Source organism: Ciceribacter sp. T2.26MG-112.2 (assembly GCF_900492205.1).
Classification (GTDB): domain Bacteria; phylum Pseudomonadota; class Alphaproteobacteria; order Rhizobiales; family Rhizobiaceae; genus Allorhizobium; species Allorhizobium naphthalenivorans_A.
This window is the reverse complement of the sequence record NZ_UEYQ01000031.1, coordinates 19,015-34,949: the sequence shown is the minus strand read 5'-3', so window position 1 is coordinate 34,949 and position 15,935 is coordinate 19,015. Positions and strand designations below refer to the sequence as shown.

General features: G+C 64.1%; 11 protein-coding genes. 7 read left to right on the top strand and 4 right to left on the bottom strand.

Translation table 11 applies throughout. The features are described from left to right. Nucleotides 1–196 precede the first annotated feature (196 nt). From DYZ14_RS22050 to DYZ14_RS22035, 4 genes are all read right to left on the bottom strand, one after another. Entirely contained in the window at nucleotides 197–1,120 is a 924-nt protein-coding gene (locus tag DYZ14_RS22050; RefSeq protein WP_154722679.1) for a response regulator transcription factor, read from the bottom strand. Further along, a complete protein-coding gene (locus DYZ14_RS22045) occupies nucleotides 1,113–4,511 on the bottom strand; it encodes a hybrid sensor histidine kinase/response regulator (RefSeq protein ID WP_154722678.1) in 3,399 nt (1,132 codons plus the stop codon). The genes DYZ14_RS22050 and DYZ14_RS22045 overlap by 8 nt, the downstream gene beginning before the upstream one ends. A gap of 85 nt (nucleotides 4,512–4,596) precedes the next feature. After that, on the bottom strand, nucleotides 4,597–7,152 hold the full coding sequence (locus DYZ14_RS22040; protein ID WP_154722677.1) for an HWE histidine kinase domain-containing protein: 2,556 nt from the start codon (nucleotides 7,150–7,152) through the stop codon (nucleotides 4,597–4,599). Next, nucleotides 7,153–7,707 (bottom strand): biliverdin-producing heme oxygenase, encoded by a 555-nt coding sequence (locus DYZ14_RS22035; protein WP_154722676.1) that lies wholly within the window; start codon nucleotides 7,705–7,707, stop codon nucleotides 7,153–7,155. Nucleotides 7,708–7,931: 224 nt separating this feature from the next. Here DYZ14_RS22035 and urtA point away from each other — a divergent pair, with 224 nt between their 5' ends. From urtA to DYZ14_RS22000, 7 genes are all read left to right on the top strand, one after another. Continuing rightward, nucleotides 7,932–9,221 (top strand): urea ABC transporter substrate-binding protein, encoded by a 1,290-nt coding sequence (gene urtA / locus DYZ14_RS22030; protein WP_154722675.1) that lies wholly within the window; start codon nucleotides 7,932–7,934, stop codon nucleotides 9,219–9,221. Nucleotides 9,222–9,491: 270 nt separating this feature from the next. Beyond that, complete coding sequence (gene urtB, locus DYZ14_RS22025) at nucleotides 9,492–11,105, top strand: urea ABC transporter permease subunit UrtB (protein WP_154722674.1); 1,614 nt, start codon at nucleotides 9,492–9,494, stop codon at nucleotides 11,103–11,105. Then, a complete protein-coding gene (gene urtC / locus DYZ14_RS22020; protein WP_154722673.1) occupies nucleotides 11,102–12,274 on the top strand; it encodes an urea ABC transporter permease subunit UrtC in 1,173 nt (390 codons plus the stop codon). Before urtB ends, urtC begins: the two co-directional genes overlap by 4 nt. A 5-nt stretch (nucleotides 12,275–12,279) precedes the next feature. After that, nucleotides 12,280–13,032, top strand: a complete 753-nt coding sequence (gene urtD, locus DYZ14_RS22015) for an urea ABC transporter ATP-binding protein UrtD (protein WP_154722672.1) — start codon at nucleotides 12,280–12,282, stop codon at nucleotides 13,030–13,032. Between the two features lie 178 nt (nucleotides 13,033–13,210). Beyond that, complete coding sequence (gene urtE, locus DYZ14_RS22010; protein WP_154722671.1) at nucleotides 13,211–13,906, top strand: urea ABC transporter ATP-binding subunit UrtE; 696 nt, start codon at nucleotides 13,211–13,213, stop codon at nucleotides 13,904–13,906. Nucleotides 13,907–14,002: 96 nt separating this feature from the next. Next, the gene (locus DYZ14_RS22005) at nucleotides 14,003–15,151 is read left to right on the top strand and encodes an alpha/beta hydrolase family esterase (RefSeq protein ID WP_154722670.1); all 1,149 of its coding nucleotides are present in this window, start codon (nucleotides 14,003–14,005) and stop codon (nucleotides 15,149–15,151) included. Next, nucleotides 15,094–15,912, top strand: coding sequence for an urease accessory protein UreD (locus DYZ14_RS22000; RefSeq protein ID WP_154722669.1), 819 nt, complete (start codon nucleotides 15,094–15,096; stop codon nucleotides 15,910–15,912). The genes DYZ14_RS22005 and DYZ14_RS22000 overlap by 58 nt, the downstream gene beginning before the upstream one ends. Nucleotides 15,913–15,935 lie beyond the last annotated feature (23 nt).

Genomic DNA, 15,935 nt, shown 5'->3' with positions numbered 1-15,935 from the left:
CCCCAACCCCTCCCCACAAGGGGGAGGGGCTCAAGTGCCCCACCCCATCGCCCTGCGAGGAAAACGCTGTAACACTCGCTTGCCTTCGCTTTGTGTGAGCAAGGCGCTGCCGCGAGTCTTCTCCCCCCCCTTGTGGGGGAGATGGCCGGCAGGCCAGAGGGGGCTTCCTGTCGCTTGCGATCAAAAATGTCCGTGCTCAGTCCACATGCAGCACATGCGCCGCCTTGACGGCTGCCGAGGCGCGGTTTTCCACGCCGAGCTTCACGTAGATCTGTTCCAGATGCTTGTTCACGGTGCGGGCCGACAGGCCCAGAATATCGGCGATGTCGCGGTTTGCCTTGCCCTTGGCGATCCACAGCAGCACCTCGGCCTCGCGCTGGGTCAGGCCGAACTGGCCGCGCAGGATCTCGTCCTCATGCCGCCGATTGGAGACCGTCAGGCGGAACAGGTATTCGTCCGGGCCGAGCCCGCCGAGGAAGCCGAGCTGCAATTCGGTGCCGCCCTGATGGGTGAAGCAGAAGGCGGTTTCTGCGCCGTGGGCGAGCGCGTCGCGCCGCGCCATCCAGCCGGCAATGGCGCCGGCCACCAGATCCAGCCCGCCGACGCTGCCGGTGGCGCTGTCGGCCAGCCGGGTGGCCTGCGGCGTCGACCAGTGGATCGTGCCGTCGGCGCGCACCGCCAGCAGATGCCGTCCCGCGGCATCGAGCGCCACGCGGGCGCTCTGGGCCGAGCGGGCATTCGACAGGTGGACACGGATCCGGGCGCGCAGTTCGTCGATGTTGATCGGCTTGGTCAGGTAATCGACGCCACCGCTATCGAGCGCATGGACCACGTGTTCGGTTTCGGTCAGGCCGGTCATGAAGATCACCGGCACCTGGGCGACGACCGGATCGGCCTTGAGCCGGCGGCAGGTCTCGAAGCCGTCCATGCCCGGCATCACCGCGTCGAGCAGGATGAGGTCCGGGCTGATCTTGTCGACGATCGACAGCGCCGCCTGGCCGGAGGTGGCGATCAGCACCGAGAAGCCGGATTGCTCCAGCGCGTCGGTGAGGAAGCCGAGCGCCTCCGGACTGTCGTCGACCAGGAGCACGATATCGCGCGGGCGGTTCGCCTCAGTCATGGTTCTTCACCTCCCGAGCATCGACATCCTTCAGGAAGGCGGCGAAGCCGGCCAGGTCGAAGGCCTGGACGAAACCGCGCGAGGCGTCGACGAAGGCGCTGTTCTCCTTGATTTTCGACAGGTCCGCAAGCTTGGCCTCGATGCCGCGCACATAGCCGATCTCGCTCAGGCGGGTGAGTTCGGCAATGTGCGCCTGACCCGGCGAGCCGGCCGGCTGCTCGGCTGCGGTTGAAGGCCCGGCCGCCGCCGCCGTACCCGGCTGCTCGTCGGCATAGATCCAGTCGAGGCCGAGATATCGGGCGAGCTTGTCGCGCAGGCGGCGCACGTCGACCGGCTTGGCGATCGTATCGTCGTGGCCCTCGCCACCGGGGCCCGGCGCGTCGCCGATATTGGCCGACAGCATGAGGATCGGCGCCGTCTGGCGCGCATCGCGCAGCCTCTCGACCAGTTGCCAGCCGTTCATGCCGGGCATCTGGATGTCGATGAGGAAGAGGTCGGGCCTGACACCCTCGATCAGCGTCAGGCATTCCGGTCCGCCGGCCGCCGTCAGCACGACGAAGTCGAGGGGTGCCAGTACCTCGCGCATCAGGTCGCGGTGATCCTCGTTGTCGTCGACGACGACGATCGTACGGCGCGGGCCGGTATAGGAGACGATCTTGCGCTCGGGGGCGGGGGCCGTGCTGGGGCGGTCGATGGCCGAGAGCATCAGCCGGACTTTGAAGCTCGAGCCCTTGTCCTTCTCGCTGTCGACGGCGATTTCGCCGCCCAGCGTATTGGTCAGAAGCTTGGTGATGGTGAGGCCCAGGCCGAGCCCCGGCATGGGGCGGATATTGTCGGCCTCGCCACGCTGGAAGGGTTCGTAGATTCGCGTCAGGTCGCGCTCGGATATGCCGCGCCCGGTATCGGAAATCGTGAAGGTCGCCACCTGGCTGCGATAGCCGACCTCGAAGCGCACGGTGCCCCGGTCAGTGAACTTGATGGCGTTGGACAGCAGATTGACAAGGATCTGCCGCAGGCGCTTTTCATCCGTGCGGACATAGAGCGGCACGGCGCGCGACCGCTCGTGCTCGAAGGTCAGGCCCTTGGCGGCGGCGAGGGGGGCGAACATATCGACCAACTGATCGAGGAAATCCTGGATGTTCAGCTCGTTGGAGAAGACCTGAAGCCGCCCCGCCTCGATCTTGGAAATGTCGAGCAGCCCGTCGATCAGCCCGGAGAGATGGTCGGCCGAGCGGCGGATGACCTTGATCGCCGATTGTCGGGCGGGCGGGATCGTCTCGTCGCGCTCGAGGATCTGGGCATAGCCGAGAACGGCGTTGAGCGGGGTGCGCAGTTCATGGGACAGGCCGACGACATAGCGGCTCTTGGCCCTGTTGGCGGCCTCCGCCGTCTCCTTGGCGGTCTGCAGCGCCGCATCCGTCTTGCGGTGGGCGGCGATTTCCTTGAGCAGCAGCGTGTTCTGCCGCGAGGATTCCTCTTCCGCCACCACACGGCTGTCATGGGCGAGCACGTAGAACCAGCTGGCGACCCCGGAGATTACCGCCGAGACGAAAAAGACGATCAGCACGGTGCGGTTGACGACATCGGCGGTCTCCGGCGAGGCGGTCGATACCTGGTGGGCAATGAGGGCGAGGATCGCCCCGATCAGCGATACGGCAACGAGCGCCGTCAGGGCATAGCGGCCAAGCCGGGTGGACAGCCAGGCAAGCGCCGGCTGGGGCAGGAAGCGGGCGGCGACGGATGCCGCCTGCGCGTGGAGCTTGGCCTGTGGCTTGCACATGTCGTGGCAACGGCTGTCGAGCGAGCAGCACAGCGAACAGATCGGTGCGGCATAGGCCGGGCACCAGGCCATGTCCTCAGGCTCGAACGGGTGTTCGCAGATCGAGCAGGTGATCGAGGTAAGGTTCTTCCAGCTCTGGCGCGGCTTGCGGGCGAGATAGAACTTCCCGCCGGTCGCCCAGGCGATCAGTGGCGAAATCACGAAGGCGATCAACGTAACGAAGGTCGATAGCGAGGCGGCGAGCGGACCGAACAGGCCGAAATGGGCGGCAAGGGCGATGCCCGCCGACAAGAGCAGAGTGCCGCAGCCGACCGGGTTGATGTCGTAGAGGTGGGCGCGCTTGAATTCGATGCCGGGCGGGGCAAGCCCCAGCGGCTTGTTGACGAAGAGGTCGGCGGAGATGGCGCACAGCCAGGCCATGGCGATGATCGAGAAGATCCCGAGCGTTTCCTCCAGCAGCCGGTAGATGCCGAGTTCCATCAGCAGAAGCGCGATCGCCACGTTGAACACCAGCCAGACGACGCGGCCGGGATGGCTGTGGGTGAGGCGCGAGAAGAAGTTCGACCAGGCGAGCGATCCGGCATAGGCGTTCATCACGTTGATCTTCAACTGCGAGATCACCACGAAGCAAGCCATCAGCAGCATGGCCGCCGTCCCGTTCGGGATCATGTAGCCGAAGGCGACGAGATACATATGGGCTGGATCGGCCGCTTCGCTCGCCGGCGCGCCGGTCGACAGCGTCAGCACCGCGAGAAAGGAGCCGGCAAGCAGTTTGGGCACGCCGAGCACGACCCAGCCGGAGCCGGCGAGGAAGACGGCGATGCGGTGGTGCAGCTTTCGCCCGCCCTCGGGCGGCAGGAAGCGCAGGAAGTCGACCTGTTCGCCGATCTGCGGCATCAGGGCGAGAATGACGGCGGAGGCCGCGCCGAATTCTATGAGGTCGAAGGGCGCGGCGGACCCTGTCTGGGCATTGGAATGGCCGATGCCGGCGAAGGAGCGCCAGAGATCGATCTTCTCCCAGTCGAGAAACGCGATGAAGACGAAGGGCAGGATGTTGAGCACGATCCAGAAGGGCTGGGTCCACAACTGGAATTTCGAGATCAGCCGCACCCCGTAGGTGACCAGCGGGATCACCACCAGCGCCGAGATGATGTAGCCGATCCACAGCGGAATGCCGAAGGCGAGCTTGAGTGCGCCGGTCATGATCGAGGCTTCGATGGCAAACAGCATGAAGGTGAAGCTCGCATAGATCAGCGAGGTTACCGTCGAGCCGATATAGCCGAAACCGGCACCGCGGGTCAGAAGGTCGATGTCGACGCCGTGGCGGATCGCATAGCGGCTGATCGGCTGGCCGACGAGCAGCATCAGGACTGCGGCGGCGATGATGGCGAAGAAGGCGTTGGTGGTGCCGTAGGACAGTGTGATCGTCCCGCCGATGGCCTCGAGCGCCAGAAAGGAGATCGCCCCGATGGCCGTCTGCGAAATCCGGCTCGAGGAGAATTGCCGCGCGCTCTTGGCGGTGAAGCGCAGCGCATAGTCTTCGAGGGTCTGGTCGGCGACCCAGCGATTGTATTCGCGTCGGACCGGGATGATACGTTGGCGTGCGGCCATGCCTAATTAGTAGCCCCTTCGGTGAGAGGATTGATAATTAGGCAATCTTCACGGGATCGGGCGGAAAAGCAAGCGCGGGGTCGGTTTAGCGCGCTTCGCCCCCAGCCTTCTCCAGATAGGCGCCGAGCGCCTTGCGCAGTTGTTCCGTGTCATAGGGCTTGCGCACGACCGGCACGCTCAGCAATTCGACCGGAAGCGCGGTGCGATCGTCGTAGCCCGTGGCAAAGACGAAGGGGACGCCGCGTCGCGTCAGTTCCTCGGCGACCGGGACGGAGGTGCCGATGCCGAGATTGATGTCGAGGAGGGCGAAGTCCGGATTGAAGGTCTTCAACTGGTCGAGAGCCATGCCGCTGGAATTGGCCGTGACGACGTTGCCGACATTCAGTTCGGCCAGCATGGCTTCCGCATCCATTGCGATGAGGACCTGGTCCTCGACGAGCAACAGCGACATGTTCTCCGTTCCTTTCAGGCTGGTTGATGGGTGGGACTGTTCCATGGCCTCAGCTTGCGCTTCCCTGTCCGCCTGCACATGCAGGAAGCGACCAGGAAAGACCAGACTGGCCCTGAGGCCGGCGGGGTCGAACGTGACCGTGCTCTTGCCGCCAAGATCGAAGGGGATGCTGCGATCGATGAGGGCGGTACCGAAACCGCGGGTGCTGGGAACCTCGACCGGCGGCCCGCCGCTTTCCTGCCAGCTGACCTCAAGATCGCCGTTCGGCCTTGCCTGCCATGTGACGTCGAGCTTGCCGCCCTGAGTGGACAGCGAACCGTACTTGGCGGCATTGGTACAGAGTTCATGGACAACGAGGGCGGCCACCGCATAGGCCCGACCGTCGAGCTGCACGCGCGGGCCATCGAGGTGGATCGTGCCGCTGGCGGAGCGATAGGGGGAGAGTTCGGCCTCGAGAAGGCCCTTGATCTCGCCTCCGCCGCTGCCGCGGATGACCTGGTCATGGGCATGGGACAAAGCCTGGATGCGGCCCTTGAGCGAGGTGATGTACTCCTTGAGCGTCGCGCCATCCTTTGCCGGCGTCGCCACCAGCGACTTGATGACCGCCAGGATGTTCTTCACCCGGTGGTTCAGTTCCTCGTTGAGGAGGCGCTGGCGAACCTCGGCCTTGAGACGCTCCTCCTGCATCAGCTCGCTGTGGCGCAGCACGACCTCGACGGTGGCGGAGTGGACGGCGGCGGCGATCTCGCGATCGGCGTCGCTCCACGGTTCCGACTGGCGCTCCACGGTTTCCTTCCAGATCGCGAAGCTCTTGCGCGGGGTCAGGCGATCGCCAAGCGGGCCGCTTTCATAGGACTTGTCCGGATTGCCGGCCCAGTTGAGCGTCTCCAGCCGCTCCTTGCGGAAGAACAGCAGGCAATCGGTGGAAATATGGGACAGGGGAACGGCCAGGACGCCGGAGACCTCGCGGTGGAAGTCTTCGGCGGGAGGGTAGACCTGGGAAAGGCGATGGGTCGCCCAGACCCTCTTTTCACCGACGCCTGAGATATAATTCGCGAGGTCCTCGATGGCCGTCGCGGGTGGCGTGTCGCCGATCGCGCACCACTCCCCTTGCAGGAACAAGCCGATGCCGTCGCAAGGCAGGGCCTCGCGAAAATCCGGCAGCGCATCGCACATCAGCTCGAAGACCTCGGTCTTTTCGGAGGCACGCTGGAAGAACCTGTCCAGCGCACGTCGTGCGGTGGCGACATTTTCCAGTTTGTGCTGCTGCAAGAGGCCGAGCAGATGCATGGAGAAGAAATCGCTGAACATTTCGGCGGCGACGCGCTGCGGCATGCTCAGTGCCTTCGGCGAATAGTGGTGGCAGGCGATCAGTCCCCAGAGCGCCCCGTCGATGATGATCGAGATCGACATGGAGGCGCCGACGCCCATGTTGCGCAGATATTCGAGATGGATCGGCGAGACGCTGCGCAGGTGCGCATAAGATAGGTCAAGCGGCTCGCCCGAGGCGTCGACGGCCGGTTCGATCGGCGTGCGATGGCCTTGAGAATCCGAAATGATGCGGATCGGGTTCTTCAGGTAGAGGGCGCGGGCCTGCTGCGGAATGTCGCTTGCCGGAAAATACTGGCCGAGAAAGCTCTCGAGATCGCCGCGCTTGGCCTCCGCCTCGACCTTTCCGGCGCCGTCATGCTCCAGGCGATAGATCATCACCCGGTCATAACCGAGCACGGCGCGCAGGAGGATGGTGGTCTTGCGCAGCAACTGGTCGGTATTGTCGGTGGTGCGAATGCGGCCGATCAGTTCGCGGGCAAGCTGCAAGGGCAGGACATCCGCGTCGGGATGCTCGAATTCGAGAATGGCATGGCCGGCATGGCGGTGGACGGTCACGTCGAAGACGCGGCCATTGCCGATCTCCAGTTGCGGCAGCAGTGCCGGGCGGGATGCGTCGGGTGCGGCGGCGAGCGCGTTGCGAATGGCATGCGTCGCCATGCCGCCGAGCGCGACCGTCAGATTGGTGCCGTTGAGCGGCCCCTCGAAATCGAGCATTGCGCCGGCATTGGTCGAGTGGCGAATGATCACGCCGGCCGAAGAATCGCAAGCAAGCAGCGCGCCATGCGGCTGGATGCTGCCTGGGACATGAATCGGCTCGCGATCGCAGTTGGTCAGGTTGACGGGCTGGGAGGACGACATTCAGGCTTTCTCGAAAGCATCTAGTGCATGGGCGAAGGTGGCCAGGGCCGCTTGGGCCATAGTCTCGTCGTCCACTTCCCTTGCCGAGTCCAGTAACGCGGCAAAGGCGTTCCAGTTCCCGAGGTCGGACGATTGTTTTTGCAGGTGCTCGGCGCCGTTGCCCGCATGAAGCCCGAGCGCGGCTGCACGCCGGACGAGCAACCTTGCGCCGAGCGTCGAGCCCTCCAGAACGTAGAGAGTCCCAAGCAACCGATCAGCGCACAGTTTCGACATCGGCTTAGCTTCGCTCCGCGCCGTAGCGGCCGGGCTGGCACCGAGCGCGGCAAGGTCGCGTTCCAGCGCATCGGCGAGATAGTTCGGCGTGAAGTTGCCGAACTGTGCGGGCAGGCGCGTGGCGGCCAGCTCGGCTTCGATCGGGCGGCGGAAGCCAAGCATGCCTCTGATATAGCGCAGGTAGGCTGGAATATCGGAGAATGTGCCGACGCATTCGTCGAGCCGTTGATGGATGGGGCCGGTTCGTTCGCGGAGAAACTGCCGGCGGGCGGACATGGACATACGAACAATTGGCCTTTGTTAATTTTCGGGTCTCATATGGCCGCTGGACGTGGCAAGGTCAACATGTCGACAGCTAGCGGTTGCTGCCGCCGAGGTCGCCTTTTCCCCCTGGTCTACGTCATATGACGTATAACGTTTTGCGGTGCAGCGTCGGATAGTCCTCTTCAGCAACGGTTAAATTTCATTAACCGACCGGTTGCAAACAAGAAGAGGGGTTCACGACAATGGCATTGAAGATGAAACTCGGCGCCGCGCTGCTTGGCGCCATGCTCTCGACCACCGCCGTCAGCGGCGCGCTGGCCCAGGAAGAAACGATCAAGATCGGCGTTCTGCACTCGCTGTCCGGCACCATGGCAATCTCCGAGACGACGCTGAAGGACGCCATGCTGATGCTCGTCGAGGAGCAGAACAAGAAGGGCGGCGTTCTCGGCAAGAAGCTCGAGGCCGTCGTCGTCGACCCGGCCTCCGACTGGCCGCTGTTTGCAGAAAAGGCCCGCCAGCTGATTTCCCAGGACAAGGTCGCCGCCGTGTTCGGCTGCTGGACTTCGTCGTCGCGCAAGTCGGTTCTGCCGGTGTTCGAGGAACTGAATTCGATCCTGTTCTATCCCGTGCAGTACGAGGGTGAGGAATCCTCGCGCAACATCTTCTACACGGGTGCGGCTCCGAACCAGCAGGCGATCCCGGCCGTCGACTACCTGGCCGCCGAGGAAGGCGTCGAGCGCTGGGTTCTCGCCGGCACCGACTACGTCTATCCGCAGACGACCAACAAGATCCTCAAGGCCTATCTGATGTCCAAGGGCGTTGCCGAAGAGGACATCATGATCAACTACACGCCGTTTGGTCATTCCGACTGGCAGACCATCGTCTCCGACATCAAGAAGTTCGGCTCGGCCGGCAAGAAGACCGCCGTCGTCTCGACGATCAACGGCGACGCCAACGTTCCCTTCTACAAGGAACTCGGCAACCAGGGCATCAAGGCCGAAGACATCCCGGTCGTCGCCTTCTCGGTCGGTGAAGAAGAACTCGCCGGTCTCGACACCACGCCGCTGGTCGGGCATCTCGCCGCGTGGAACTACTTCCAGTCCGTCGATGCCGACGTCAATGCCGAGTTCATCAAGACCTGGCACGGCTTCACCAAGAACGACAAGCGCGTGACCAACGACCCGATGGAAGCCGCCTATATCGGCTTCAACGCCTGGGTCGCCGCGGTCGAAGCCGCCGGCACCACCGACACCGACGCCGTTCTGGACAGCATCATCGGCGTATCCGTCCCGAACCTCTCGGGCGGCACCTCGACCGTCATGCCGAACCACCACATCACCAAGCCGGTGCTGATCGGCGAAATCCAGGCCGACGGCCAGTTCGAAATCGTCCAGCAAACGCCTGCTGTCGTCGGCGACGAATGGTCGGATTATCTGCCGGATAGCAAGGACCTGATCTCCGATTGGCGCAAGCCGATGGAATGCGGCAACTTCAACGTCGCCACCGGCAAGTGCGGCGGCAAGGGTAGCTGATAATCCCCTTCTCCCTTCGGGGAGAAGGTGGTCCGAAGGACCGGATGAGGGGGAACATTCCCCCTCACCAACAAAATCTGCGACTTAGCTAACGCTAAGATCGCGATTTTGTATCCTCTCCCACAAGGGGAGAGGCGGGGTGCCGAGTTTGCCGCTTCCACCTCTCCCCCTGTGGGAGAGGAAGCGATTTCAACACCTTAGCGTAGCTAAGTGTTAGAAATCGCAGGTGAGGGGGTCGAACGGCAACGCGCACGAACGAGGGGCTGCGTGATGACGATGCGATTCTTGCTACAGTTCATTTTTATCCTGCTGACGATGGGCTTCGCCGCGCCCTCCCTGGCGCAGAGCGATCCGAAGGACCTGATCGACGCGCTGGCCAAGGCCAGTTTCAAGCAGGCCGAGGAGCTGCTGACGCAGATCGCCGCGACCGGCGATGCGCGCGTCGTTCCCGCGCTCGAGGCCTTTGCCGAGGGCGATCTCTATGTCCGCAAGTCGGACGGTGCCGTCGTCATCACCAAGGCGGTCGGCGCCAATCTTGCCGCCATCGATCCGCTGACCGGCGAGACGGCCGGCGAGGCGCCGAAGGCGGGTTTCACCAAGATCAAGGTCAACAATACTCTGCGCCGCGCCATCCGCTCGGCGCTGGGCGGGTTGACGCTCATGAGCCTCGACAAGGCGGTGCGCCTGCAGGCGGCGCAGCAGGTGCTGCAATCGCCGAGCGCGGAAAATCTCGATCTCGTCGAGGCGGCGCTCGCCAAGGAAACAGATAGCGAGGTCAAGGCCCGCATGGAAGAGGCGCGCGCCGTGTCGCTGCTGGCCTCCGACCGGTCCGTCGAGGAAAAGCGCGCCGCGATCGACATGGTCGCATCTCTCGGCGGGCGTGAGGCGATCGGCATCCTGATGACCGTGTCCTCCTCGATCGACGAGAGCCTGAAACCCGATCTCGACAAGGCGATCGCCGGCATCGAGGGCGATCTGGCGCTGTGGGACGCCGCGCAGAACGTCTGGTACGGCATTTCGCTCGGTTCGGTGCTGCTGCTCGCGGCCATCGGTCTTGCAATCACCTTCGGCGTCATGGGCATCATCAACATGGCGCATGGCGAGATGGTGATGATCGGCGCCTATTCCACCTTCATGGTCCAGCAGGTGATCCGCACCTCCTATCCGGACCTGTTCGACTGGTCGCTGGCCATCGCCCTGCCGGTCGCCTTCCTCGTCACCGCCGTCATCGGCCTCGTGATCGAGCGCGGCGTCATTCGCTTCCTCTACGGCCGGCCGCTCGAAACCCTGCTGGCCACCTGGGGCATTTCGCTGATCCTGCAGCAGGCGATCCGCACCATCTTCGGCCCGACCAACCAGGAGGTCGGCAACCCCTCGTGGATGTCAGGCTCGTTTGCGCTGGGCGGGCTGACGATCACCTGGAACCGCATGTGGATCGTGCTCTTTTCGCTCACCATCTTCTTTGCCCTTCTGACGCTGATGAAGCGCTCGGCCTTCGGCCTGCAGATGCGCGCCGTCACGCAGAACCGCCGCATGGCCTCGTCGATGGGCATCCGCACCCCCTGGGTCGATGCCTTCACCTTCGCGCTCGGTTCCGGGATCGCCGGGATCGCCGGGGTGGCGCTTTCGCAGATCGACAATGTCTCGCCGAACCTCGGCCAGGCCTACATCATCGACTCGTTCATGGTCGTGGTGTTCGGCGGGGTCGGCAATCTCTGGGGCACCTTTGTCGGCGCGCTGTCGCTCGGCGTGCTCAACAAATTCCTCGAACCCTCGGTCGGCGCGGTGCTGGGCAAGATCCTCGTGCTGGTGCTGATCATTCTCTTCATCCAGAAACGGCCGCGCGGGCTCTTCGCGCTCAAGGGAAGGGCGGTGGAAGCATGATCACGGGCTTCATCTTCAGGGCACTCGAAGGCAAGATCGTCGTCGCCGTCGCTATTCTCCTCGGCGTGGCACTGCTCGTCCCGGCGCTCAACCTGCTGACCTCGCCGGACAGCTTCTTCCACATCCCGACCTATGCCGTGTCGCTGATGGGCAAGTATCTCTGCTATGCGCTGCTGGCGCTGGCGCTGGACCTGGTCTGGGGCTATTGCGGCATTCTCTCGCTCGGCCACGGCGCTTTCTTCGCGCTCGGTGGCTATGCCATGGGCATGTACCTGATGCGCCAGATCGGCAGCCGCGGCGTCTACGGCAATCCGATCCTGCCGGACTTCATGGTGTTCCTCAACTGGAAGGAACTGCCGTGGTTCTGGCACGGCATGGACATGTTCTGGTTCGCCATGATCATGGTGCTGGTCGTGCCCGGCCTGCTCGCTTTCGTCTTCGGCTGGTTCGCCTTCCGCAGCCGAGTGAACGGCGTCTATCTCTCGATCATCACCCAGGCGATGACCTATGCTCTGCTGCTCGCCTTCTTCCGCAACGACATGGGCTTTGGCGGCAATAATGGGCTCACCGACTTCAAGGAAATCCTCGGCTTCAACGTCCAGGCCGACGGGACCCGCGCGGTGCTGTTCGCGCTCTCGGCGATCATGCTGTCGCTCTGCCTGGTGATTTCCTCGGCGATCGTGCGCTCCAAGTTCGGCAAGGTTTTGGTCGGCGTGCGCGATGCGGAAAGCCGCGTGCGCTTCCTTGGCTACCGGGTCGAGAACATCAAGCTCTTCACCTTCGTCGTCTCGGCGATGATGGCGGGCATTGCCGGCGCGCTGTTCGTGCCGCAGGTCGGCATCATCAATCCGGGCGAATTCGCGCCGGCCAACTCGATCGAAGTGGTGGTGTGGACCGCCGTTGGCGGGCGCGGCACGCTGATCGGTCCGATCATCGGCGCGCTGATGGTCAATGCCGGCAAGAGCTATTTCACCGGCGCCTTTCCCGAACTCTGGCTGTTTGCGCTGGGCGGCCTGTTCATCGGCGTGACGCTGCTCCTGCCCAAGGGCGTCGTCGGCACGATCCAGCAGCGGCTGGCCGTGCGCCGGGAGCGCAAGGCGGCGGACGATGCCGCCAACAATGACAAGGCATCCGACGCGGCGCTGCCGGTCGGTCAGGCGGCGGAGTGAAGGCCATGAGCGACAGGAAACCGACGAGCATTCTTTATCTCGACGGCGTGTCCGTCTCCTTTGACGGATTCAAGGCGCTGAATTCGCTGTCCTTCGTCGTCGAGCCGGGCGAACTGCGCGCCATCATCGGACCGAACGGCGCCGGCAAGACGACGATGATGGACATCATCACCGGCAAGACCCGGCCCGATAGCGGCGAGGTGTTCTTCAACGGCGAGGTCGACCTGACCAAGAAGGACGAGGCCGAGATCGCCCAGCTCGGCATCGGCCGCAAGTTCCAGAAGCCGACCGTATTCGAGAGCCATACCGTGTGGGACAATCTCGAACTGGCGCTCAACCGCGATCGCGGCGTGTTCGGCACGCTGTTCTACCGGCTGACGGCGGAGGACAGGCTGCGCATCGAAGAAATCCTCGAAACAGTGCGGCTGACCGCCCGCGCCCAGGATCTCGCCGCCAATCTTTCCCATGGCCAGAAACAGTGGCTGGAGATCGGCATGCTGCTCGCGCAGGAGCCGAAACTTCTGCTGGTCGACGAGCCGGTGGCCGGCATGACCGATGCCGAGACGGCGGAGACGGCGATCCTCTTGAAGGAAATCGCCAGGACCCGTTCGGTCGTCGTCGTCGAACACGACATGGGCTTCATCCGCGATCTCGGCGTCAAGGTGACGTGCCTTGCCGAAGGCTCGGTTCTGGCGGAGGGGTCGATCGATTTCGTCTCGGCCGATCCGAAGGTGATCGAGAATTATCTGGGGCGGTGAGGATGCTCAGGCGTGCTTTCCCCTCCCCAACCCCTCCCCACAAGGGGGAGGGGCTGTCTCCGCCGCCGGTCTCGGGTGTTGGGGCACACGCTATCGGCCCGGTCTCTCCCCCCCTTGTGGGGGAGATGGCCGGCAGGCCAGAGGGGGTCTTTTTGCTTGTTCATTCGGGGATAAACCCATGCTGACAGTCGACAACATCAACCTCCACTACGGCGCCGCCCAGGCGCTCAGGGGCGTCTCCATCAAGGCGGAGATGGGCAAGATCACCTGCGTGCTGGGGCGAAACGGCGTCGGCAAGTCGTCGCTCCTGCGCGCCGTCACCGGCCAGCATGGCGTCTCGGCGGGTACGATCGCCTTTGACGGCGTGACGCTCAACGGCATGGCCCCGTTCAACCGGGCGCGGGCCGGCATCGGCTATGTGCCGCAGGGGCGGGAAATCTTCCCGCTGCTCACCGTCAAGGAAAACCTCGAGACTGGCTATGCGCCGCTGCCGCGCAAGGAACGCGTCATTCCGGACGAGATCTTCAGCCTCTTTCCCGTGCTCAACACCATGCTGTCGCGTCGCGGCGGCGACCTGTCGGGCGGGCAGCAGCAGCAGCTCGCCATCGGCCGGGCCATGGTGACGCGGCCGAAGATCCTGGTGCTCGACGAGCCGACCGAGGGCATCCAGCCTTCGATCATCAAGGATATCGGCCGGGCGATCCAATATCTGCGCGATTCCACCGGCATGGCGATCCTGCTGGTCGAGCAATATCTCGATTTCTGCCGCGAGCTTGCCGACCATGTCTACATCATGGATCGTGGCGAAATCGTTCACGAGGGCGCGGCCGAAACGCTGGACACGGCCGAGGCGCGCCGCCACCTGACTGTATGATCCTGCAAAGCAGGGTTGATGAATTATTAGTGAAATATGGTTGATGCTGGGGATCAGCGTGGTATGGACACGCATCTGCTAACAGAAGGCATAGCCATGACAACCAGCACGGTTCCGAACCGTCTGCGGGGCGGCAAAACCGTTGGCCTGCTCGCGACGGCGATCTTTTCCTTTCTTGGTCTTGCGGAAGGCGCATCGGCCTCGGGCTGCGGCGAAGCCTTGCCGGCCGGCCGGCACGATCTGTCCATCCAGTCCGACGGGATCGAACGGTCGGCGGTCTATTTCATCCCTTCCGCCTATGACGGAAAGCGCAAGTTGCCGCTGGTCTTCGACTTTCACGGCTCCAACAGCCATCCGGACGGGCAGATGAACCGCAGCCACTGGGACGAGGTGGCCGAGCGCGAAGGCTTCATCGTCATGGCGCTCCAGGGCAGCCTCGACGGCAGCGTGCCGGGCACCCATGCGTGGAACGTGCCGGGGGTCAATCCGCTGCCCGGCGTTAGCCGCGGCAATGGCCTCGACGAGGGCGACTTCATTCGCGACGCGGTTGAGACGGCGAAGGAAACCTTCTGTGTCGATCCGGCCCGCATCTATGCCTCCGGCTATTCCGGCGGCGGGCGCATGCTGTCGCAATATGTCTGCGACGGGCACGGCGATTTCGCCGCCGCCGGTTTCGTCATGGGTCTGCGCGCCGGCTATCCGGAGCAGGAGGATGGCGTGTGGCGGCCGCGCAAGACCAGCTGCCAGCCTTCTCGGCCCGTTTCGATCATCGCCTTTTCCGGCCTCAAGGATCACGTCAATCCATTTGCCGGCGGCGGCAAGCCCTATTGGCAATATGGCGGCGAGGTCGCGGTCAAGCGCTGGGCCGAGCTCAACGGTTGCGATGATCGCGCACTCACCGACAAGGGCGAGGCCGTGACCGTCACGACCTATCCCGGCTGCCGGGCCGGGGCCAGCGTGATGTCCTATGTGATCGCCGATGCCACCCACGACTGGCCGGGAAGAAATATCCGCTTCCGCCTTGCCTCGACCGGGGAAGACGCGATCCGGGAGGTTGATGCGACCGGCAGAATGTGGGACTTCTTTCGCAGTGCGGGAGGGGAGCTGATGGCCGCGTCGAGCGCCAAGGCAACCTGCACCGACACGACAACAACCGCCACGAACAAAGTAGGCGGGCAGGGAACAGCGTGCAGACAGCCAGTGCAATCAGACCTCAGCGCGCCCGGGGCGTCGGAAGGCTTGTGACCAAGCCGCTCGGCGGGCGCACGCGCCTCGCCGAGCTCTACCAGGAAGGGGCAGCCAAGATCCGGCTACCCGAGACATTCACCGCCGAAATGGAGGCGGTGATCATCAACACCGCCGGCGGGCTGACCGGCGGGGACCGGCTGGACTGGTCGTTCTCCGCCGGCCCCGATACGTTTTTGACCGCCACGACCCAGGCCTGCGAAAAGGTCTACAAGGCATCCGCCGGCACAGCCGAGGTCGTCACCCGCATCGAGGCTGCGGCCGGCGCCACGGTTCACTGGCTGCCGCAGGAATCCATTCTGTTCGACAATGCGGCACTGTCGCGCCGGCTTGAGGTCGATCTGGACGAGAGCGCCGAATTCGTCGCCGTCGAGGCGATCCTCCTCGGCCGCAAGGCGATGGGCGAGGCCATGGCGCGCGGCAGTTTGCGCGACCGCTGGCGCATCCGCCGCGGCGGCCGGCTGATCCATGCCGAGGACCTGCGCATGGAGGGAAACATCGCCGACCTCACGGCTTCGGCGGCCGTGCTTGCCGGCAAGGTCGCCTTTGCCACCGTGCTCTACACCGGACCGCTGTGCGAGGCGCTTCTGCCGAAGGTCCGCGCCTCGCTCGGCGACAGCCCCGGTGGCGCCAGCCAGTGGAAAGGGAAACTGGTCGCCCGGCTTGCGGCCGAAGATGGGTACACTTTGAGAAAAAGCCTGATCCCGGTGATTTCCGTCTTGCGCGGCGGGGCGTCAGTGCCGAAAGTCTGGAATCTATGACAGTGATCAAAAACGTGGAGCGG

Bases quoted from the DNA above. Each gene is read 5' to 3' on its own strand.
- DYZ14_RS22050 (WP_154722679.1), bottom strand. From the start codon at position 1,120: ATGACTGAGGCGAACCGCCCGCGCGATATCGTGCTCCTGGTCGACGAC.
- DYZ14_RS22045 (WP_154722678.1), bottom strand. From the start codon at position 4,511: ATGGCCGCACGCCAACGTATCATCCCGGTCCGACGCGAATACAATCGC.
- DYZ14_RS22040 (WP_154722677.1), bottom strand. From the start codon at position 7,152: ATGTCGTCCTCCCAGCCCGTCAACCTGACCAACTGCGATCGCGAGCCG.
- DYZ14_RS22035 (WP_154722676.1), bottom strand. From the start codon at position 7,707: ATGTCCATGTCCGCCCGCCGGCAGTTTCTCCGCGAACGAACCGGCCCC.
- urtA (WP_154722675.1), top strand. From the start codon at position 7,932: ATGGCATTGAAGATGAAACTCGGCGCCGCGCTGCTTGGCGCCATGCTC.
- urtB (WP_154722674.1), top strand. From the start codon at position 9,492: ATGACGATGCGATTCTTGCTACAGTTCATTTTTATCCTGCTGACGATG.
- urtC (WP_154722673.1), top strand. From the start codon at position 11,102: ATGATCACGGGCTTCATCTTCAGGGCACTCGAAGGCAAGATCGTCGTC.
- urtD (WP_154722672.1), top strand. From the start codon at position 12,280: ATGAGCGACAGGAAACCGACGAGCATTCTTTATCTCGACGGCGTGTCC.
- urtE (WP_154722671.1), top strand. From the start codon at position 13,211: ATGCTGACAGTCGACAACATCAACCTCCACTACGGCGCCGCCCAGGCG.
- DYZ14_RS22005 (WP_154722670.1), top strand. From the start codon at position 14,003: ATGACAACCAGCACGGTTCCGAACCGTCTGCGGGGCGGCAAAACCGTT.